The sequence below is a fragment of the Collinsella aerofaciens genome (assembly GCF_015557435.1).
In the GTDB taxonomy this organism is placed as follows: Bacteria; Actinomycetota; Coriobacteriia; order Coriobacteriales; family Coriobacteriaceae; genus Collinsella; species Collinsella aerofaciens_Z.
The window spans coordinates 1-20,359 of record NZ_JADNOH010000010.1 but is presented as its reverse complement, the minus strand read 5'-3'; the positions used below and the strand labels follow the sequence as shown (position 1 = coordinate 20,359).

At 49.4% G+C, this 20,359-nt stretch carries 21 protein-coding genes; 20 read left to right on the top strand and 1 reads right to left on the bottom strand.

All coding sequences use genetic code 11. The features are described 5' to 3' along the window. The 16 genes from I2G43_RS10435 to I2G43_RS00935 all read left to right on the top strand — a co-directional run. Positions 1–208 (top strand): hypothetical protein (locus I2G43_RS10435; protein ID WP_229071424.1); only part of this gene is annotated, 208 nt, incomplete at its 5' end. Between the two features lie 635 nt (positions 209–843). Then, positions 844–1,398 (top strand): antiterminator LoaP, encoded by a 555-nt coding sequence (loaP, locus tag I2G43_RS01005; RefSeq protein ID WP_195534757.1) that lies wholly within the window; start codon positions 844–846, stop codon positions 1,396–1,398. Positions 1,399–1,501: 103 nt separating this feature from the next. Beyond that, positions 1,502–2,215, top strand: a complete 714-nt coding sequence (locus tag I2G43_RS01000) for a sugar transferase (RefSeq protein WP_324249472.1) — start codon at positions 1,502–1,504, stop codon at positions 2,213–2,215. Further along, positions 2,215–2,991, top strand: coding sequence for a WecB/TagA/CpsF family glycosyltransferase (locus tag I2G43_RS00995; protein WP_195534756.1), 777 nt, complete (start codon positions 2,215–2,217; stop codon positions 2,989–2,991). Before I2G43_RS01000 ends, I2G43_RS00995 begins: the two co-directional genes overlap by 1 nt. Continuing rightward, complete coding sequence (locus I2G43_RS00990; RefSeq protein WP_195534755.1) at positions 2,992–4,050, top strand: polysaccharide biosynthesis protein; 1,059 nt, start codon at positions 2,992–2,994, stop codon at positions 4,048–4,050. 1 nt (position 4,051) lies between these two features. Further along, positions 4,052–5,269: an NAD-dependent epimerase/dehydratase family protein gene (locus I2G43_RS00985; RefSeq protein ID WP_195534754.1), complete on the top strand. Its 1,218-nt coding sequence runs from the start codon at positions 4,052–4,054 to the stop codon at positions 5,267–5,269. A gap of 4 nt (positions 5,270–5,273) precedes the next feature. Next, entirely contained in the window at positions 5,274–5,801 is a 528-nt protein-coding gene (locus I2G43_RS00980; protein WP_195534753.1) for an acyltransferase, read from the top strand. Then, positions 5,794–6,861, top strand: coding sequence for a glycosyltransferase family 4 protein (locus I2G43_RS00975; protein WP_195534752.1), 1,068 nt, complete (start codon positions 5,794–5,796; stop codon positions 6,859–6,861). Before I2G43_RS00980 ends, I2G43_RS00975 begins: the two co-directional genes overlap by 8 nt. Next, complete coding sequence (locus I2G43_RS00970) at positions 6,858–8,084, top strand: hypothetical protein (RefSeq protein ID WP_195534751.1); 1,227 nt, start codon at positions 6,858–6,860, stop codon at positions 8,082–8,084. Before I2G43_RS00975 ends, I2G43_RS00970 begins: the two co-directional genes overlap by 4 nt. Beyond that, complete coding sequence (locus tag I2G43_RS00965; protein WP_195534750.1) at positions 8,084–9,193, top strand: polysaccharide pyruvyl transferase family protein; 1,110 nt, start codon at positions 8,084–8,086, stop codon at positions 9,191–9,193. Before I2G43_RS00970 ends, I2G43_RS00965 begins: the two co-directional genes overlap by 1 nt. After that, the gene (locus I2G43_RS00960) at positions 9,186–10,382 is read left to right on the top strand and encodes a Coenzyme F420 hydrogenase/dehydrogenase, beta subunit C-terminal domain (RefSeq protein ID WP_195534749.1); all 1,197 of its coding nucleotides are present in this window, start codon (positions 9,186–9,188) and stop codon (positions 10,380–10,382) included. The genes I2G43_RS00965 and I2G43_RS00960 overlap by 8 nt, the downstream gene beginning before the upstream one ends. Then, on the top strand, positions 10,372–11,628 hold the full coding sequence (locus I2G43_RS00955; RefSeq protein ID WP_195534748.1) for an oligosaccharide flippase family protein: 1,257 nt from the start codon (positions 10,372–10,374) through the stop codon (positions 11,626–11,628). Before I2G43_RS00960 ends, I2G43_RS00955 begins: the two co-directional genes overlap by 11 nt. Before the next feature lie 37 nt (positions 11,629–11,665). Next, positions 11,666–12,850, top strand: coding sequence for a non-hydrolyzing UDP-N-acetylglucosamine 2-epimerase (gene wecB, locus I2G43_RS00950; RefSeq protein ID WP_195534747.1), 1,185 nt, complete (start codon positions 11,666–11,668; stop codon positions 12,848–12,850). A 202-nt stretch (positions 12,851–13,052) separates the two neighbouring features. Then, entirely contained in the window at positions 13,053–13,664 is a 612-nt protein-coding gene (locus I2G43_RS00945; protein WP_195534746.1) for a hypothetical protein, read from the top strand. A gap of 2 nt (positions 13,665–13,666) precedes the next feature. Then, a complete protein-coding gene (locus tag I2G43_RS00940) occupies positions 13,667–14,299 on the top strand; it encodes a class I SAM-dependent methyltransferase (RefSeq protein ID WP_195534745.1) in 633 nt (210 codons plus the stop codon). Positions 14,300–14,305: 6 nt separating this feature from the next. Further along, positions 14,306–15,532 (top strand): glycosyltransferase family 2 protein, encoded by a 1,227-nt coding sequence (locus I2G43_RS00935; protein ID WP_195534744.1) that lies wholly within the window; start codon positions 14,306–14,308, stop codon positions 15,530–15,532. Positions 15,533–16,421: 889 nt separating this feature from the next. On the opposite strand, the gene I2G43_RS00930 is transcribed toward I2G43_RS00935, so the two are convergent. Continuing rightward, entirely contained in the window at positions 16,422–16,658 is a 237-nt protein-coding gene (locus tag I2G43_RS00930) for a hypothetical protein (protein ID WP_195534743.1), read from the bottom strand. Positions 16,659–16,939: 281 nt separating this feature from the next. Between I2G43_RS00930 and I2G43_RS00925 the strand changes: the two genes are divergently transcribed. The 4 genes from I2G43_RS00925 (at position 16,940) to I2G43_RS00910 (ending at position 20,214) form a co-directional block, all read left to right on the top strand. After that, positions 16,940–17,725 carry an endonuclease/exonuclease/phosphatase family protein gene (locus I2G43_RS00925; protein WP_195534742.1) on the top strand — a complete coding sequence of 262 codons (786 nt, stop codon included), beginning with the start codon at positions 16,940–16,942 and terminating at the stop codon, positions 17,723–17,725. A gap of 11 nt (positions 17,726–17,736) precedes the next feature. Then, a complete protein-coding gene (locus I2G43_RS00920; RefSeq protein WP_195534741.1) occupies positions 17,737–18,294 on the top strand; it encodes a hypothetical protein in 558 nt (185 codons plus the stop codon). A gap of 453 nt (positions 18,295–18,747) precedes the next feature. Beyond that, entirely contained in the window at positions 18,748–19,653 is a 906-nt protein-coding gene (locus tag I2G43_RS00915) for a hypothetical protein (protein ID WP_195534740.1), read from the top strand. A gap of 30 nt (positions 19,654–19,683) precedes the next feature. Beyond that, positions 19,684–20,214 (top strand): hypothetical protein, encoded by a 531-nt coding sequence (locus tag I2G43_RS00910; protein ID WP_195534739.1) that lies wholly within the window; start codon positions 19,684–19,686, stop codon positions 20,212–20,214. Positions 20,215–20,359: the final 145 nt, after the last annotated feature.

Here is a 20,359-nt window from a genome sequence, read left to right as displayed (position 1 = left end):
AGAGCGCTTGACTGGCAGTCAAGAGGTCAGGGGTTCGATCCCCCTCGTCTCCACCATCGTGAATGCAAGGCCACTCAATCGAGTGGCCTTTTTTATTTGCAAAATTTTGCCGGCAGCAGCAGTTGTCGCAAATTTTGCGACAACTGCTGCCCAAAAAGTTGCGCAATTACCTTCCCGGTTTTGTACAAAGTTTGTTAGCCAAACTTAATAGTTTGAGCAATTCACGCCCTCAGCAATACAACTCAGGCAGTGATCGCCAACCCACACACCTCCATAAACCTGCGGCAATGCGTGCAAGACGGCACAATATCTCCCATAACCACGACAAATAAACAATATGTTGCTCAACACACCCCAAAACGTACGGGCCACCTGCTGTGCTAGAATACCTAGCGTTACATGAGTTCAACTGTGCTCACGGCTCCAGCAAGCCGCAAAGCACAAGGTCGATCAGCATCCGGCCGTAACGGCGGTGCCAGAAAAACCACGAGCTCCAATAGCGTCGTCATGCGTATCGCATCGAAAGTGTTTGTACTTGACTTTGTTCAAGCTGTACTTTGAATCGATATTTCATGACTAATCGCAGCAGTCCTACAGCTGTTTGCATGCGGTCCAGTTTTGTACCCGCTTTACTGGGCCGCACGCAGCCAGCTGGGGACGCGGTCTTTTTGCGATACACGTCCGCGTCTCTAGCAACTGCACGCATACATACCGTTCACGGTGGGGCAGAGCCACGTGCTTGTCTAACTGGGCTCAGGGTTTGAATATGGAGTGCCTTCGCGCACAAGCGCCCTGGCGAAGCCATACCTAAACCCTGTGAGCCACACGTAAGACAGCAAGGGGGTGGTGCTCGTGTGGTATGTGATCCAGGTCATTAACGGTCGCGAAGACGTAATGCGCGAGCGCATCGAGCGTATGGCGCCGGCTGGCGCCATGCAGGAACTCTTTTATCCCCAATTTCAAACCGAGATAAAGGTACACGGCGAATGGGTCGATACGACAAAGCCGCTCTTTCCCGGATATCTTATCTGCGATACGGCAGATCCTCGCACCGTGCAACAGTATCTGCTGCGCATGGACGACTTTGCTCGGGTGCTTTCCCAGGACGGTCAGTTTGTGCCGCTGGCAACCGAAGAGACCCAGCTTATTAGCAGTTTTACTCATGCGGGAAACCGCGTAGTGCCCATGAGCGAGGCCCTAAAAGACGGTGACCAGGTCGTAGTGACGGCAGGTCCGTTGCTGGGCCACGAAGGCCTTATCAAAACCATTAACAGACGCAAGAGCACTGCTTATTTGGAGCTCGATCTGTGCGGCCGACGCGTAACCACCCGCGTTGGCCTTGCCGTGCTTTCAGCCGAGCAGCGCACAATGCGAAACCTAAAAAAGACGATCGCCTAACTGTTGGCGACTGTTAAACGGGACAGGGAGGATCCCCGGGGGCGGGGACGTAGGTTTGAAGGAAATATTGTCAGATAAAACTGAATGTTCAGAAGGAGCGCCGGTGGGGGCCGCGCTGGTTGCCCAGGCAATGAGCGGCGGCGACGTGAGCATGCGCTACAAGGCCATGCAGGCCGTGAAGGGCTGGGACCGCACGCGCCTGGGCTACCGCGCCGTCAAGCGCGCGTTCGACATCGTGTTCAGCGGATGCGTGCTGGCCGTCATTGCCGTGCCCAGCCTGGTGCTGGCCGCGGCCATTCGCCTAGAGAGCGAGGGCAACCCGTTCTACAGCCAGATCCGCGTGGGGCAGACCCATCGCGACGGCAGCCTGTCCACCTTCCGCATGTGGAAGTTCCGCAGCATGTACAAAGACGCCGACGAGCGCCTCGCCGAGCTCAAGGGACAGAACGAGATCGCCGGCGCCATGTTCAAGATAAAAGAGGACCCGCGCGTCACCAGGATCGGCAAGTTCATCCGCAAGCACTCCATCGACGAGTTCCCGCAGTTCCTCAACGTGTTCCTGGGCCAGATGTCCGTCGTGGGCCCTCGCCCGCCGCTGCCGAACGAGGTGGCGGAGTACACCGAGTATGACCTGCAGCGCCTGGCCGTGAAGCCCGGGATCACCGGCTGGTGGCAGGTGACGGAGCGCAACTCGACCGGATTCGACGGCATGGTCCGCCGAGACCTGGAGTACATCGCCAACCGAGGCGTTATCACCGACCTCAAGATCGTCGTCCTCACGGTTATTGAGGTCATCACCGGTAAGGGTGCGTGCTAATGCTCGAGGACTATTCGAAATACTCTGAGTTGAATCGCGTTCCCGTGATCGATGTTCCGATCACGGGAACGAACATGTCAGATTGCATTAATTTTCTAACTGAACATATCGATGAACTCCATGGCGAGTACATTTGCGTCTCTAATGCCCACACGTCTGTTTTGGCTCATGATGACCCCTCCTATTGGGATTGCCAGGCGGAATCAGTCATGTCTGTTCCCGACGGCAAGCCCTTATCAGTTGTAGGCCGTAAGTCATTTGAATCGATGGACCGCGTTACCGGTCCGGATTTGATGCGCGAGATTTTTGAGATTTCCAGTCAATACGGGTGGAGTCACTATTTCTACGGAAATGAACAGAAGAATCTTGACGCCCTCAGAGAATCGCTCAACAGGGATTTCCCCGGTTTAAAAATTGCTGGAATGGAGCCATCCGTTTTCCGTCCTTTGTCGGACAAGGAAAAGCACGAGCTTTCAAATCGCATCGTCAACTCAGGAGCTGACTTCGCATGGATTGCTCTTGGTGCGCCCCGCCAAGAAGTTCTCATGCATGAGCTTAAAGGCGGCCCTCAACCGTTGATGATAGGCGTTGGAGGCGCGTTCAATGTTCTCGCTGGCGTGGTGCCAGAGGCGCCGATATGGATGCAAAACCTGAGTCTCGAGTGGCTATACAGACTTATTCAAGAGCCAAAACGGCTTTTCAAACGATACCTCGTAACCAATACGAAATTCCTCTTTTACCAGTTTACAAAAGCCAAACGTAAGGAAGGCAAATAGATGAAAGATTCGACCACCTTTAAAGACAAGACCCTGATGATCACGGGCGGCACCGGCTCGTTCGGCAACACCGTGCTCAAGCACTTCATGAACACAGACCTGGCCGAGATCCGCATCTTCTCGCGCGACGAGAAGAAGCAGGACGACATGCGCCACCGCCTGCAGGAGAGGTCGCCGGAGCTCGCCTCCAAGGTGCGCTTCTTCATCGGCGACGTCCGCAACGCCCAGAGCGTCCGCGACGCCGTGCACGGCGTGGACTACATCTTCCACGCCGCCGCCCTCAAGCAGGTGCCCTCCTGCGAGTTCTTCCCCATGGAGGCCGTGCGCACCAACGTCATCGGCACGGACAACGTGCTCCACGCCGCCATCGACGAGGGCGTGGACCGCGTCGTGTGCCTGTCCACCGACAAGGCGGCATACCCCATCAACGCCATGGGCAAGTCCAAGGCCATGATGGAGTCCATCATCTACGCAAACGCCCGCAACGGCGCCGGCCGCACCACCATCTGCTGCACCCGCTACGGCAACGTCATGTGCTCGCGCGGCAGCGTCATCCCGCTGTTCATCGACCGCATCCGAAAAGGCGAGCCGCTGACGGTCACCGACCCCAACATGACCCGCTTCCTCATGAACCTGGACGAGGCGGTCGACCTGGTGCAGTTCGCCTTCGAGCACGCCAACCCCGGCGACCTGTTCATCCAGAAGGCGCCGGCGTCGACCATCGGCGACCTCGCCGAGGCCGTCCAGGAGGTCTTCGGCCGCGTGGGCACGCAGGTCATCGGCACCCGCCACGGCGAGAAGCTCTTCGAGACCCTCATGACCCGCGAGGAGCGCCTGAGGGCCGAGGACATGGGCGGCTACTACCGCGTGGCCTGCGACTCGCGCGACCTGAACTACGACAAGTTCGTCGTGGACGGCGAGGTGGAGACCCAGGCCGACGAGTCCTACACCTCCCACAACACCGAGAGGCTCGACGTTGCTGGCACCATCGCCAAGATCAAGACCGCCGAGTACGTGCAGCTTGCCCTGGAGGGCCGCGAGCACGAGGCGGTGCAGTAGGGTGCGCGTCCTCGTCACCGGCGCCAGGGGCTTCGTCGGGAGGAACCTCTGCTGCGCGCTGAAGAACATAAGGGACGGCAAGGACCGCCGCGCCAAATACCAGCAACTCCTCCCCCTGGAGGTCATGGAGTACGACGTCGACTCGACCCCCGGGGAGCTGGAGGACTTCTGCTCCCGCGCCGACTTCGTCTTCAACCTGGCCGGCGTCAACCGCCCAAAGGAGCAATCCGAGTTCATGGAGGGCAACTTCGGGTTCGCCTCCGCGCTGCTCGAGACGCTCGAGCGCCACGGGAACAGATGCCCCGTCATGCTCTCCAGCTCCGCGCAGGCGAGCCTGTCGGGCCGGTTCGAGGGCTCTGTCTACGGCGAGTCCAAGCTCGCGGGGGAGGGCCTGTTCCGCGAGTACTCGGAGCGCACCGGGGCCCCGGTGCTCATCTACCGCTTCCCCAACCTCTACGGCAAGTGGTGCCGCCCGCGCTACAACTCCGCCGTGGCCACCTTCTGCGACGCCGTCGCGAACGGCCGCCCCTACACCGTGAACGACCCCTCCGTGGAGCTGGAGCTCCTCTACATCGATGACCTCGTGGATGAGATGCTGGGCGCCCTGCTGGGGCGTGAGCACCGCTGCGGCTACGAGGGCATCGAGCGCGTCGACGGCGACGGGTTCTGCTACGTCCCCGACACCGACGTGAAGACCCTGGGCGAGATCGTCTACCTGCTGGGCACTTTCCGCGACAGCCGCGAGACGCTGTCGGTTCCCGACCTCACCGAGGGCTCCTTCTCCAAGAAGCTCTGGAGCACGTTCCTGTCCTACTACGAGCCGGGAAACTTCTCCTACGGCCTCAGGCCCAACGCGGACGCGCGCGGCTCGTTCACCGAGTTCCTGCGCACGCCCGAGCGCGGCCAGGTCTCCGTCAACGTCTCCAAGCCCGGCATCACCAAGGGCAACCACTGGCACATGAGCAAGTGGGAGAGGTTCCTGGTGGTCTCCGGCACCGCGTCGATCAAGCTGAGGAAAGTAGGGGAGGATGCCGAGGGGAACCCGTTCCCCGTCGACGAGTACATAGTTTCTGGGTCTGACATGCGCGCCGTGGAGATGATCCCGGGCTACACGCACTCCATAACCAACCTGTCCGACACCGAGGACCTCGTGACGGTCATGTGGGCCAACGAGTCCTTCGACCCCGAGAACCCCGACACCTACTACGAGGAGGTCTAGCCGCATGGGCTCTTTTTCGCGGTCGCTTCTATGTTTTGGCCGCAGTGTGAAAGCGCTTCCTCGTAAAGCTATAGTTCAGCCCCTCGTTAAACGGTCTTTTGCACGGTGCGGAAAGGGTTTCTCGCTTGGAAAGCGTTGCGATTTGCAAGGCTTGGAGAACATTTCAGTCGGTAATGATGTGTCATTTGGGCCCGATACAAGAATTTGGACAACGGGCGCAGAAGTAATTATCGGTAACGATGTTATGTTTGGCCCACATATAACTCTAATCTCTGGTGATCATCGCACTGATGTCAAAGACAAGCCTATGCGAGCTGTAAGGCCAACTGAAAAATTACCCAGTAATGACCAAGACATTGTTGTTGGTAACGATGTTTGGATTGGGGCAAACGTTACGATTTTAAAAGGTGTGCATATTCCCGATGGAACAGTAATTGCTGCTGGTGCGCTCGTCGTTCGTAGCCCTTATGAAGAAAATTGCATTTGGGGGGGGGTTCCCGCACGTCTAATCGGGAGACGATTTGATGACTAGGAATAAGACGGAGTTTGGCACCTTAAGTATGTTTGGTGTTGATCCGAGCTGTTTAGGAGGCATTAGTACGCTAACGCGCATGCTTTCTTTTGAGCTAGATAGATGCGAGCAAGTTGATTTTTGCTATTTAATAACGACCAATCAGGGAAATGCCCTTCAAAAGATCCGTTGTTTTGTAAGCGCGCTCTTAAAGGCCCGAAAACGCTTTTCAACCGGCGAAGGAATTGTTCATATACACATGGCTGATAATGCGAGCGTGATCAGGTCGTGCGTTATCATATTCCTAGCTAAAAGATATCGACAGTCTGTCGTACTTCACATTCACTGTGACTTGGCAAAGATTAGATCTCGGTCCTCAAGTCATATGAAAAAGCTGATAGATTGGTCGCTATTAAAATCAGATCGCATCATTGCCCTAGGAACATATCTGAACCCCTTGTTCCAAAAATTGGATTATCCAAGTGAGCGTGTATTAATTCTTCCCAATGCCGTTTCTTGTCCAGATGAGAATTTATACACGCCGGGCCGCACTAGAGTTTTATTTCTGGGAAATATCTCTAAGGACAAGGGCGTCTTGGATTTATTGGATGCGCTCGTTCTGATCGATGACAAGCTTGACCCAGAACTAATTTTCGAACTGTGCGGTAGGGATCACATCAAGGTTCAAGTTGAAATTGAAAAACGAAATCTTTCTCATCGTGTTAAATATTGCGGCATCGTAGAGCCCAATCGTAAGTTCTTTTCGAAATATCTTCTAAACGTACTGCCTTCTCATCACGAGGCAATGCCATTTTCGCTTCTTGAGGCTTCAGCTTATGGGATCCCTTCTATCGCATCATCAGTCGGGTCAATCTCCGAGATTATCGATAATGGAGACTCAGGTTGGCTAGTAAATGCCCAGGACACTCAAATGCTTGCGAACACGCTCGTGAATGTGCTGTCAAATCCAGAAGCGATATCGGTTGCGGGAAGCCGTATATATAACAAGGTGCGTGAATGCTACTCATTTCAGGCGTATCTTCAAACACTATTCGCTCTATATAGGGAGTTGATAGCTTGATTTCAATGGCAAAGGCCCTAAATGCCGCCGATCAAAATATCGTCTCCGAAACAGGAATGGCGGCTAGACCAATTGTATTGATTGTTGCAACGTATATTGTGACTACTTTACTTCAAGGTGCTCTTGGCTCTATTCCTATTAATAAGATTCTTGGATTCGCTCTTGTAGTTCTACTTATATTTGAATGGGTTTCAACTCGCAGATCACATCTGTCCTATTTGGGCCTGCTCTGCTTCGTTCTTCTGTCACTCCATTCAACTCTTGTTATGATAAGCGCTTCTCAGGAGCTAAACGACTTGGTGTATCTCGCAAGCACAATGTTGATGATCTCCCTTATATGTTCGCCTAGGTTTCGAACATCTATTTTAGAAGCATTGCTCCAATATCGAACTTATATATCTGTTGTCGTAATCTTTTCATCCATGTTTCTTCTTTTACTACTTGCAACTGGCACTGGTTATGTTGTCGCATGGGGAGAAGCCCCCTACTTTAAGGGGCTATGCAATACAGAACACACTCTTGCGTCTATATGTACTCTTTTGCTTGTCCTTATTATTTTTCTCGTTCGGACTAATGGATCTAAGGCTGTATATTGCGGGTGCTCGCTTGTCATCATATATGCGACGCTGGAGACTGGCGCCCGAACGTTTCTTGTGCCAGTTCTTATTTGTTTGCTGCTACTCATTCAAAATCTATTTGCTTACAAATGGACTAAAGCTGCCTTGCTACTCCTTGTTTTATTTTTTGGAGAGGCCGTATTTCTGAAGTCTGGAATGGCTAATAAATTTGAGTTTGCTAGCGGAAATATATACGCAGACTCGCTGCTATCCGCAATTACTAATGGTAGAAACGAAATTTGGCTCACAGATATCCTGGCATGGGCTAATTCTGGTTCAATGGGCATAGCTTTTGGAAACGCTTTTTCAACAATCTATGAGCTCAATAAACGTGCGCTCAGTCTTTATATTTGGGCTCATGACGACTTGGTAATGTTGCTGTATGGATTTGGCCTAACTGGTCTTTGCCTATATCTTGCATGCTTATGTGCTTTATTTCATTCGTTGTTCGCTTCTTTAAATAAGGGTGCAGCCGTACTCCTCACCGTTTTCATTTTATTTCCGTTGCTATTAAATGGATTTTTTCCTTATCAACATCTTGTCTACGCATTTGTTCTTCTTTATTCAATCTGTTCGCATGAATTAATCCCTAGAAAGGATATCTGATGTCGAATAACAACTATCTGCTGACCTTTCACATGACGTGGAGCTATGGCGCATGTTTGCAAGCATTTGCAACTCTAGAAGCACTTAAGAATGTTGGTTGCAAGGCGGAGATTCTCAATTTCATTAATCCTTATGAGCGAAAAGGAAATGAGACTCCTTTCCAGCTCATCAAGGATGGTGATTTTAAAGCTGGCCTTATAGCAGCGGCCAAAAATACCATTTTCCAGCGTGCAAAGCTGCATGCGCGCGCTTTTAAAAAATTCCATTCGAGGCTCCCTCGAACGGAACGGGTGTATACTTCGTGTGCTCAAATGGCTGATATTGAAGCTGATGCGCTAATCGTCGGCAGCGATCAGGTTTGGAATCCTTTTATTACCGGCGGCATTGAGCCCGCTTTTTTTCTTCAATTCGGCAAAGCAACTCGCCGTCTTTCACTTGCTTCGAGTCTCGGTAGTCATATCTATAACGAGATAGAGCAACAAGAAATTCGAGAGTACCTTACTAAATTCGATGCGATAAGCGTGCGAGAAGCTCATGCAGTAGAGCAAATCGCGCCGTTGACGGATAAGCCAGTATTTAGGTGTCTCGATCCAACTTTACTTCTTGATCGTGAATATTGGCGTACTTTTTCCCAAAAGCCCGAAGGATTTAAAGGGAATGAACGATACATTCTGGTTTTCAATCTCGCGAGCAGAACCGATAAAGAAATGGAACTTTGGAAGCGTTTCTCAATAAATTCGGGACTGCCTCTTTGGCGACTTAGCAACAATACCTTTAAGGATAAGGTTTTCGATAGGCTCCTATTGGGTATGACCCCAGAGGAATTCGTTTGGCTTATTGATCACGCTCAATATGTGATTACTGATTCATTTCACGGAACGGCGTTTTCAGTGAATATGGGTAAGCCGTTCGTCGCTATGGAACCTATTCGAGGTAATCGTGCCCGAATTGTTGATTTGCTTAATTTAGTTGGAATGGATAATCGCATGCTGGCTGAAAGTGCATGTGAGCTTCCTAGTATCGATTTAGACTATAGCTATGCTGAATCAGCCCTTTGCGAGGAGCGCTCTCGATGCATGTCGTGGATTAAGGGTGCCTTAAATGACTAGTAATCAGGATATTTCATGCGTGGGTAGAGCATGCACTGGCTGTGCTGCATGTTCCGATGCGTGTCCTGTCGATTCAATCTCTATGGTCCCAGATGCGGAAGGCTTTGTTTATCCCTCGATAAACGGTGCATCGTGTCTTGCTTGTGGTAAATGCCTCAGAGTATGCCCTGCTGTCTATCGCTGCACGTTGCGCCCAATTTCAAATATGTATGCAGCATTTTCTAATGACCATCAGCTGAGAAATGAGAGCAGTTCGGGCGGTGTATTTTCCACGTGCGCACGCTATGTTGTCGATCATGGAGGAATCGTAGTCGGAGCAGCGGTTGATTCAACTGGGCACGTTTATCATCGCCTTATAACTAACTCAAATGAAATTTCGTTTCTTCAGAAATCAAAGTACGTTCAAAGCGATTGTCAGGGAATATATTGTCAAATTGAAAAATGTCTTAAATCTGGTAGAAGGGTCTTATTCTCAGGATGTCCTTGTCAGGTTGCTGGCTTGATTTCATATTTGGGAAAAGCATATGACAATCTGATTACGATGGATTTGATTTGTCATGGAGTACCCTCTCCGAGGGTATGGGAAGACCATGTCGAGTCAATTACTGGTGGAAAACCAGCTCAAAGCATTACATTCAGAAGGAAAGACGTCTCTGCGAGAACGACTTTTTCAGTTGATATTAATGCGCCCGGTTTGCGATATAAAGGACGAGATGAATTTGACGATCCGTATATGGCGCTGTTTGTTACGGGGTCAGCAAATAGGGAAAGCTGCTATACGTGTAAATACGCCAGTTCTGAACGCGTTGGTGATGTGACCATTGGCGACTGCGCGTCATCGAATTGCTACCCAAAGTTCTATCCCTGGGTTCAGCTTTCTTCAATTTCCTTAAACACTGAAAAGGCTAGAAATTTCTGGTCAGAGGTAGAGAGCCTTTTTACCTTCGTTCCTATTGATTATCAACGGGAAATTCAATTGAATGCTCAGCTTTCACATCCAGTAGTTCGACCTGGTTTGAGAGACAACGTATACAGGCGGATACATGAGACGGGCATCGCGTCAGTTGCTGCCGATGTCACACCTTCTCGTACAATTAAAAAGAAACTCAAAAGACTCGTTAAGTATTTAGTTCCCAACGTAGTACGTGGACGTCTCATTAAATTGAAAGCAATAGTTCATGATCGATAATTCCAAGAAGCAACTTCTTAAAAATACGTTATTTCTGTATATTCTAACGTTTTCATCTCAAGTTCTCGCTCTGATCACAATTCCATATCAAACACGCGTGCTTACACCGGAAACTTATGGTGTCGTTGGCGTCGCCATTTCTGTTATGACGTTTATGTCGCTTGTGCTAGATTTTGGAATTCTTTTATCTGCAACATCAAAAGTCGCACAGTATGCTGAAGATACTGTATTTCTTTCACATCTTTATGGCAATGTGTTCGCTCTAAAAGGCATTTCAGCTATTATCTGTGGATGTTGTTTGGCGGTAGCATGCTGCTCGTCTCCATACCATAGCCGATATTTCCTACTCTACGCTCTCTATTATTTAGCTTATGTCGCTGCTGCGATGCTGCCTGATTATTTATACCGAGGGCTTGAGCGCATGAAAGTCATAACGTTCAGGACTGTAGCGATACGCGCTTTTGCAACTGCGTGCACATTTATATTTCTCCACTCAGACAGTGACGTTTTAGCGCTTCCGATCTGTCTGTTAGTTGGAAATGTTACGGCGCTAGCGGTATGTCTTAGGTATGATCGTAGAGTCTTTGGCATACATCTTCACCGCCCCACGGTTGTCGAGGTGCGGTTACTTGCGAAGGACTCTTTACCGTTTTTCTTTTCACGCATTTCTTCCACGGTATACTCAACAGCAAATCCAATTGTTCTCAATATGTTCTACGCAGGCTTGCCAGTTGTTGGATTCTATTCTGCCTCAGAAAAATTCTTGTCCGTTTCTAAGTCAATCGTTTCCCCTATTGCGGATAGCCTATATCCGTATATGGTTAAAAACAAAGATTTCAGGCTTGTTAAGAAAATATTGCTTACTACAACTCCTTTTATTGTTGTAGGGGCTGCAGTGCTGTATATCTATGCGAATCAAATTTGCGAATTTGTTTTTGGACCAAGCTATGTAGAGGCCGGCATGATAGTGCGCTGTCTACTTCCAGCAATAATGGTGATATTCCCGTCGTACGTTATTTGTTTTCCCGTGCTTGTCCCTCTAGGCCTTTCATCAAGGGCAAATTTTTCAAATTTTATTGGTCTCTGCGTTCAGCTGCTTGCACTTATCATTCTTGTTGTAACTGATTATTTTAATGTCTATACAATGTGCCTCGCGACAAGTGCTGCCGAGGTGTCGGTATTTATCTACCGCTTATCCGTAATCGCAAGATATCAAAAAACCGCTAAAAGCATGAATTCGCGTTAAATATCAGCTATAACAAATTGTAATGAATGGGGCTCTCATGTTGAGTAACGATAATTCTAAAGTTAATTTTTCTAACGACGGCCGTCTGAAGCTGCTGATCATCGTGGGCACACGCCCCGAGGTCATCCGCCTGTCCGAGGTCATCAAGAAGTGCCGCCGCCACTTCGACTGCCTGTTGGCGCACACCGGGCAGAACTACGACTACACCTTGAACGGCATCTTCTTCTGCGACCTTTCGCTGGACGACCCCGACGTCTACCTGGACGCCGTGGGCGCGGACCTGGGCGAGACGGTCGGCAACATCATCGCGGCCTCGTACAAGCTGATGGTCCAGGTCCAGCCCGACGCGCTGCTGATCCTGGGCGATACCAACAGCTGCCTGTCCGCCATCGCGGCCAAGCGCCTGCACATCCCCATCTTCCACATGGAGGCGGGCAACCGCTGCAAGGACGAGTGCCTGCCCGAGGAGACCAACCGCCGCATCGTCGACGTGATCTCCGACGTCAACCTGGCCTACTCCGAGCACGCCCGCCGCTACCTGAAGGACACCGGCTGCGCCCCGGAGCGCACCTACGTCACCGGATCGCCCATGGCGGAGGTCCTTCGCGCGAACCTTGATAAGATCGAGGCCTCGAACATCCTCTCCGAGCTCGGCCTTGAGCCCAAGCGCTACATGCTGCTCTCGGCCCACCGCGAGGAGAACATCGACACCGAGGCGAACTTCACGAGCCTGTTCACCGCCATCAACGCGCTCGCGGAGAAATATGACATGCCGATCCTGTACTCCTGCCACCCGCGCTCCCGCAAGCGCCTGGAGGCCACCGGCTTCAAACTGGACCCGCGCGTGCGCATGCACGAGCCCATGGGCTTCCACGACTACAACTGCCTGCAGATGAACGCCTTCGCCGTTGTGTCCGACTCCGGCACCCTGCCCGAGGAGTCCAGCTTCTTCGCGAGCGTCGGCCGCCCGTTCCCGGCGGTGTGCATCCGCACCTCCACCGAGCGCCCCGAGGCCCTGGACAAGGCATGCTTCACGCTCGCCGGCATCTCAGAGAGGGGGCTGCTCCAGGCCGTCCACACCGCCGTCGAGCTCGACGCGGAGGGGTCGCTGCCCGAGGCCCCCGTGCCCGACTACGCCGACGAGACCGTGTCCACCAAGGTGGTCAAGATCATCCAGAGCTACACCGGCGTCGTGGACAAGATGGTGTGGAGGAAGATTTAAGGATATTATTGCTAATTTGCCAATATGAAAGGGAGAATCGCTAACAAAGGATTCATATTTCAGCAGGCTGAGGCTGATGAATATCTACTGTTAAGAATGAGTCTAAACTGTAACAAATTCTTTCGTGTTTACCCCCAATGTTTCAAGTAGTTGAAGTGTAGACGCTTGACCCTATACGCCGGAATCGGCAAGGAGGACTTATATGTTGATAATTGAGGGTGTTTCCTGTACCGGCAAAACAACGCTGTGTAAGTTACTTGCCGAGCGATACGGCTTTTTTGTTGCTGACGAAGGGGTTCGCTATCTTGAGCGGTCGTTCGGTAAATCGCGTGAGGAGATATTGCGCGTTCCTTCTTCTATTGATGAAGAAAGACACAACCAGGATCTTCTGTTCGATGCTGAAAGCATTAAGTTGCATGAGGCATTTGCAGCTGCTCAACGCGGTCGGGATGTAGTTCTCGATAAATCGGCCCTTTCGATTATGGCTTCTGCCTATGCTTTCGGGAAGACCAAAGGCATGTTTGGCGATATTGATTACGCCCGCCGGAAGATGGTCGGTTTGATTGATGAGTTCGGCATTGCCGCGTTTGGTGAAGTCAAGATTGCCTTGCTGGATCTCGATCTTGACTCAAGACGAAGCAGGCGTGCAAAGAGAAATACTGCCCTTGCCGACGTGTGGCTCGATGACGGAATAACATCGTTGCAGCACTCGTTCCTCATGGAGCTACTGTCACTCAAGCTGGTCGATGGTAGGGTGTTTTTCAGCGATGCCAGCGATTTGGAACACCAGGTTATGGAATTCTACGGAGTGTAATCATGATTGAACAACAGACGATTTGGGATAAACGTTTCAGCGGCGGCAAGCAATACGTCTACGATACCGACTGGATTGACTCCTATCTGGGGGTTTTCAAGTCGCGAGGTTACAGGGACATATTAGAACTTGGCTGTGGCGATGGGAGGTGCGCCGCCGCTATGAGCAAGGCCGGATTTAATGTCCTGGCGACGGATATTTCTATCGTGGCTATTAAAAAGGTTGCATCGGCAATGCCAGACGTAGCTACTGAGTGTGTCGATATGTCTAATCACCTTCCTTATGACGCTGGGTCATTCGACGCCGTGGTATCAAACCTAAGTTCTCATTATTTTTCTTCTGAAAAGACTGCCGAAATCTACGCCGATGTGCATCGCGTCCTTAAACCGGGCGGCATTTTTCTCTTGAGAGTGAATGACGACAGGGAATATCAAATCAATAAATTGAACGATACCGTTGAGGAACTCAGTAAGAACTACGTGCTGTCTTCGAATGGCAAGCGGAAGCATTACTTCGATACGGATGATTTGAAGGGTTGCTTGTCTTGTTTTTCCAACGTTGTGCTTGATAAAGGGTCTTTCCGGTGCAATGGACGAAAGAAGTATGTGCTTGAAGCCGTTGCGTACAAGGAGTGAGCCTCTGTGCCGTACATTGATGTCATGTTGTGCTTTATTGTAGGCGTTATAGAGATAGCTCTTGGACTGAGATCCTTCACACGGACTATTTGCAGCGTGTTACATCGATCGGTAGCCGTAAGTTTCAATCCTCTTGAAAGGGAGCCGAAGCTACTCATTCTAATTCCTTGTCTTGATGAGCAGGCACGAATTTATTCTACATTGAACTCGGTTTGCGGCGAATTCGCTTCGATTGGCGCTAAGGTTGTCGTTGTGACCTGCCAGAGAGAGAAGCCTGTTAACGGCTTGAATACTGCCGATATTGTTTTCCGTTTTGCAGATGATACTGGGCATAACGTTTCCGTCTGCGAATATCCCGGTGATGGATACATGGCTGATCAGCTAAATTATGCTTTGGCTTACCTCGATAGGAATTGGGATTACTGTCTCATTTACAATGCTGATAGCAAACCCGCCCCTGGGACGGCACTTGCTTTCCAGCAAGCCATGCTGGCTGGATTTCCTGTCATACAGCAGTATTCAGCGATGACCGCGAACATCGGTCACCTTAGTGGGCTCATGAAAGGTTTCTCGCTCTATCAGACCAATTTTGAGCTAAAGGTCGGTTATCTGGGCAGTCTATTTCCCTCCCTTTTGACAACTCCATATGTTGTCGGACACGGTCTAGTTATGAGCTCCAAAGTTCTTGACAAGCTTGAATTCACGAACGAACACTGGTGTGAAGATATTTGCCTTAGTTTCAGCTTATTCAATCAAGGAATTGATATCCATCCTATCTCAGTGTTGGAGAGATGTGAATGCCCGCCTTCTTTTCAAGCTCAAATCGTGCAGCACTCGACGTGGTTCAAAACTGCCTTTGATGTGATAGGAATTGCTAGGACAGAGCTTAAGGGTCATTCGCTGTCATTGAGGGGTTTTCGTTATTTGTTTATACGGTTTATTCGCTCCTTAATGTGGTTGATTTCACCGTTATTGATAGTCTTGACATTTGGTTTGCCTGCGTTTGTCGGACGTTTTGAAATATCCTTTCTGTCGTTAGTATCGTACCTGTTAATGTGCGCCTTAGAATACGGGTCTACCATTTTGCTCTTGTTTTCGCTGGACGGGGGCGGAATCTCTCATAGTGATGCAGTCACGGCGTTTGCTTGGATTCCGTTAGCGCGGTTCCTTTCTTGCGTCGGTCCTTGGCGGTCTTTCACCGTTAAAGAAAAGAGGAGAACTCCTCAGGCTTAAGTCGAAAGTCCGCGATTAATCGGATAGGGCTATGTCCACTACTTCTAATCGCATAGACTCTCCACTCATAATTAAATACATGAGTGCTGAGAATCTGCGAGACTTAATCGTAAGCTAACTAGTACCAGCCCTTTTCGTATTAAAGGAGGCACATATTGAGCGGCATCTTAGACAACCAGACGAAGCTCGTGAGGTCCTTTGCGAACGATTTTCGTAAGGCGATTGAACGAGCTCTAGAGGCCGACAGACTATGTCGTACTGTAATTGGGTCCTTTCCAAGCGGTTGTTGCGGATACACAAGTGATTTACTCCAAAGGTATCTAGCCGAGAAGGGCATAGCAACGCAGTATGTATCTGGAACGTATCGTGATTGCTCAACAAATGATTCGCAGTCACATGCGTGGCTTGAACTTACTGATGGCACCGTAGTTGATATTACCGGCGACCAGTTTCGCAATAAGCCGCGTCCCTTACAGAATGACTCTCCGGTTTACTGTGGCAAGCCGAATGATTTTTACAATCTATTTGAACTTGACCCGCCTTGTGAATACGAGGGCACCTATTCAATGAATATCGATCGTAAGGAGAAGGAAGCGTACGATATTATCTGCAAGCATCTTTAGGTCTGCGTGTACGTATTTATATCGTTGCAGCTATTTTGTCATTTTATGTCGAATGAGTATGTGCTCGCTTGAGCACTGATGAACGTCGCGAAACAACACTGGCGTCATTACGTTTGGGCACCGGGGTCGTCATGGGCTCTGGTGCCTTTTATTTGTCAACATGCGGCATCGCGCCGTTGCCGCATGTTGACCCAGACCATGTTGTGTACCATCCTATCCTTGACCGCGTTCGATTGGTCCCCGACGCCGAGCCTCGGGTGCCAGTCCTACTTCTTTATCTGGGTGCAGAAGACGGTGGAGGCGGTCTGCCGTGCCACAGCTCCAGCAGCATCGAACTGAACTCGCTGTCTGGCTTGTCGAGCGACCACTCGCTTCCTCGCTGTCTCCAGCACGTCTTGGACGCTGTTCTCCGAGACGTGGGCTGTGCGGGCGATTGCGTTCTGCGACAGACCGTTCACAGTCCTAAGCTTCAGGGTCTCCCTGGCCCTGGTCCTTCCCGCCATGTGGAACCTCCTCGTTCACTCAAGTGCATGGTAGCCCGAGCGCAACGGGGCTCGCGGCGGGGCGTTTAATCGCGATGCCGAGTGGCAATGTTAGGCAGGGTGGACGTCGGCGCCGATCCGCAATATAGGCGGTGTCGAAAGGTCCTGGGATTCAGCTGTGCATGTTGACCTCGCCCATGCCAAGCCGGGGATCATCCGTACATGTCAGAACACATATGGAATGGCCATGCTAATATGCAATTATTAACGTGTTGGCCCAACAGATTTCTTCGAGCTGATTTATGAAGCTGCTCTTTTGGAACATAAATAAGAAAGACAATGCCGATCTTGCCCTTACGTTTATGCGAGAGGAAGAGATCGGTGTTGCTGCTTTTGCTGAGTTTTCTGGCACTGACTTTTCTGCTGAGTTGTTAATGAGTTCTGGATATCGCCCAATTAGCCACGGTGGGTGTGACAAAGTAATAGTTTTTGCTCGAGAGTCCATTGAGGTACTTGAGTGCTATGAGGAATCTCGGTTTACCGTGTTACCAATGAAAATGGGCGAAACCTATTTTGTTGTTGCCGCGGCTCATCTTGTTGATCGTATGTCTTCGGCTGATCCGGAACCACGATTATTGGATATTCGCAAAATGATGGATGTAATTCACGGATACGAATTCAAGGCATCAATTAACAAGACAATCGTTATGGGTGACTTAAACGCAAATCCATACGATAAGGAATTGCTTCTCCCTAACGCGTTTAACGCAATGCTATTCAAGGAAATAGTAAGAAATAAGGCTACAAGAACGTGGTGTGGAAACGAATACCCTTTTCTGTATAACCCAACAGTTCATTGGTTGTCGGAGGAGTCGGAAAACTACGGTTCCTTTTACTACTCTGGAGATTGCACCAGTCCTATTTGGAACTGTTTTGACCAAGCACTGGTGAGCCCCGAATTGATGGACCGTATTAATTCTTACAGCTATCTAAAGAAAATAGGGGAGAAGAATCTGATTGCAAAAGTACGCCCTGATAGCAAGATAAGCGACCATTTGCCGCTGTTAGTTGATATCGATTTGAGTTAGGTGAGTTATTTATGTCTTCCGGTGAAAATCCTTGGGTAGAGGTGCTTTCTCAACCCCAACAAAAGTCAACAGGAGATATCGTTCCGTATTTCAATGAACAGGCCAAGTTGTTGTCGCAGGCATCTGACGGTAAGGTTAAAGGGCTTTTTTCTCAAACTTCTGAAATCAACATAACATTGTCCCCAACGCTGGAGGCGCTTAGTGCTATGTCCAAGGTATTCCAAGACGTAGCGTCTGCCAGCGCATTAGATCAAACTCCAAAAGTCGACCTTATGAATGCAGACGACTTGTACAAGAAGAATTCCTATTGCTTCGAGATTCGTTCGGATAGATATCGATTCAGGGTATTCACCATTGAATTCGATCCGTCGTACCCTGTCGTCATGTCCATCGACCGAGGCGTGTGCAACGATCTTGAAAAGATCCATGACCGTTATAAGTTCAAAGAGGCCGAGCCGTGCAACGTCACAATACAAGACGATGAAGATCTTGACCGTGTTTTCAATCAACTTCTAAAGAGCGAGAAGCTGGTTTACATTTGTAATCGACTGATGAATGAGGCTAATTAAAGCAGATTGTCGCAATCGTGCAGACAACGGAGATTGGTCAGACCAAGTGGTCCGTAAAGGCCTCGTTGCAGAAAGTAAATTTAAATTGTTATGTAACAGCGCCCGCTTCGAAAATGCTCTACCGGGCTGGGTACACCTTTTTACGATGAAGAGTGCACCCGATAGTCATAAACTTCAGCTTTATTCAAGAATGTCATGAAGCTTGTGATGGGCAAGGCATGTCCGTAGTCATACGCGAACGTACGCTGGATGAGAAGGGTTTCTTAGCGTCCGAAGTCGCTGATGTTACATAGACGGCCTATTGGAAAATATCTTAACTAGACCGGGAGGTTGAAATGGTATTTTCCTACGCTGAAAACTCTTTACTTAACATGCATCTTAGTATTTTTAATTGACCATCAACAGGAATAAAATTACTCCAACGTTAATTTGATTGCTTTAGGAGATGCTTTAATGCCCGGGTTATTCGCGATGCACTCACTTGTTGTCTATAGGCTTTGGGCGAACACCTATAGACACAAAGAGGAAAGGCTTGATGTCTCGAATTTCGGTGATAGGCCTCTAGCGGACTACATTTTCAGCTTTGTAAACGACAGCAATGTTCCTTTTCAAGTGAATGAAGGCGAGCGCTTCATACAGTTTGATTCTTATAGACAAATTAATGACAGTGTTTTGATCAATCTGAAATCTGGTCGAGCAGGACTTCGGGTTGATGTCGTTGATACAAGAACAAAGGCCGATAGCGGCATTTCCTACACAGAAGAAATGGCCGGCATGGTTCCTTCTAGACTTCTTATTAAATGTACCCCTGGATTTGGCTATGCGCTGATTGGGATCGAATCAGTTCCAAATGGCGGAGGAGCCTCAGTGCCCGTTACAGCACTAAAGAATTATATTGCCAGTCATTCTACTGGAATATCCTTAAAATCAGAGCGAGTGCAGGAAAGGTCTGCATTAGACGCATTTACAGGTGTAGAACAATTCGAACTTAGGCGTTATCGCCCCTCCAAAAACATTGAAGACAGTACAGTGGCAAACGTAGGAACTATATCATTCGTAGCTAAGCATAAAAGAGGCCTTCGCATCCCTCTATCGACAATTGATATGATTAAAGACAAGAATGCCGTCGCGGAGTACTTTGGTGTTACAAGCAACTATTCTGGCAGAGAAGAAGTTTTAGCCACGCTAAAGCAACGTGACGGAAAAACTAAGACGTTTATGCTTGATAAAGAATTTGCAGTTCCCATAACTGAAGTGTTAAATGAATCTGGACAGCCGCCACTTTCTGATGATGAGTTTGTCGCCGTTTGTCTTGATAGCTTCGCTAGAGCAGAGGACGTCTTCAATAGAGACAAATAGTCTATTACGTTACTCCGGAAGGTCGATAGTATGGGCAAAATAAACTTCTGGGCAATTCTAATAAAATATATTGATACACTCCGCGATTACCGAACTAATAAGATATCGCCCGGTGATGTTACTGTGCAACTTGTTATTCCTGCCTTGCTATCTGTGGCACTATTTTTTAAATGGTCTGATGGCTGGGTTATCTGCGAAGATTTAATAACGAATCTTATTAGCTGCATTTCTATAATTTCTGGTCTTATGTGTGGTGTTGCCGTACTTCTCTTTCAATTGCGCTTGCAAATGGGCTCTCAAAAAGATCCAAAGCCACTCGATCGCGAGTTTACGTTGGTTGACGAATCTTTCCATATATCTATGTGGGTTGTTTTGGATGGACTTTTAGTTGTTGGTTTTTTATGCATTGCCCCATTGACCAAGAACATCAATGAGTTTTTTTCCAGGTTGTTATTCTGTCTTGCCGCCTTCTTTCTTCTTAACTTTCTACTCGTCACGCTCATGGCTTTAAAACGAATTAGTGCTGCATACACAACGTTTTCACGCGGCTGGAAAATGTAGCCCCCAACCCCATGACTTTTTTATAGATAGCGTTTCACGACCTTCGCATGCGTAGAAGAATCCCAACTTGCCGCGAAAAGTTCTAATAACAAAAGACGATATGAGAAAGCCATTGGGGCCGCCTCCCCCGCGGCGCAGCTTCTTT

Excerpts from the sequence above, each read along its gene's own strand:
- I2G43_RS00955 (WP_195534748.1), top strand. The coding sequence starts at position 10,372 with ATGATCGATAATTCCAAGAAGCAACTTCTTAAAAATACGTTATTTCTG.
- I2G43_RS00990 (WP_195534755.1), top strand. The coding sequence starts at position 2,992 with ATGAAAGATTCGACCACCTTTAAAGACAAGACCCTGATGATCACGGGC.
- I2G43_RS00995 (WP_195534756.1), top strand. The coding sequence starts at position 2,215 with ATGCTCGAGGACTATTCGAAATACTCTGAGTTGAATCGCGTTCCCGTG.
- I2G43_RS00910 (WP_195534739.1), top strand. The coding sequence starts at position 19,684 with ATGGGCAAAATAAACTTCTGGGCAATTCTAATAAAATATATTGATACA.
- I2G43_RS00940 (WP_195534745.1), top strand. The coding sequence starts at position 13,667 with ATGATTGAACAACAGACGATTTGGGATAAACGTTTCAGCGGCGGCAAG.
- I2G43_RS00925 (WP_195534742.1), top strand. The coding sequence starts at position 16,940 with ATGAAGCTGCTCTTTTGGAACATAAATAAGAAAGACAATGCCGATCTT.
- I2G43_RS00945 (WP_195534746.1), top strand. The coding sequence starts at position 13,053 with ATGTTGATAATTGAGGGTGTTTCCTGTACCGGCAAAACAACGCTGTGT.
- I2G43_RS00975 (WP_195534752.1), top strand. The coding sequence starts at position 5,794 with ATGACTAGGAATAAGACGGAGTTTGGCACCTTAAGTATGTTTGGTGTT.
- wecB (WP_195534747.1), top strand. The coding sequence starts at position 11,666 with ATGTTGAGTAACGATAATTCTAAAGTTAATTTTTCTAACGACGGCCGT.
- I2G43_RS00980 (WP_195534753.1), top strand. The coding sequence starts at position 5,274 with ATGGGCTCTTTTTCGCGGTCGCTTCTATGTTTTGGCCGCAGTGTGAAA.
- I2G43_RS00960 (WP_195534749.1), top strand. The coding sequence starts at position 9,186 with ATGACTAGTAATCAGGATATTTCATGCGTGGGTAGAGCATGCACTGGC.
- I2G43_RS00965 (WP_195534750.1), top strand. The coding sequence starts at position 8,084 with ATGTCGAATAACAACTATCTGCTGACCTTTCACATGACGTGGAGCTAT.
- I2G43_RS00930 (WP_195534743.1), bottom strand. The coding sequence starts at position 16,658 with ATGGCGGGAAGGACCAGGGCCAGGGAGACCCTGAAGCTTAGGACTGTG.
- I2G43_RS00915 (WP_195534740.1), top strand. The coding sequence starts at position 18,748 with ATGCCCGGGTTATTCGCGATGCACTCACTTGTTGTCTATAGGCTTTGG.
- I2G43_RS00920 (WP_195534741.1), top strand. The coding sequence starts at position 17,737 with ATGTCTTCCGGTGAAAATCCTTGGGTAGAGGTGCTTTCTCAACCCCAA.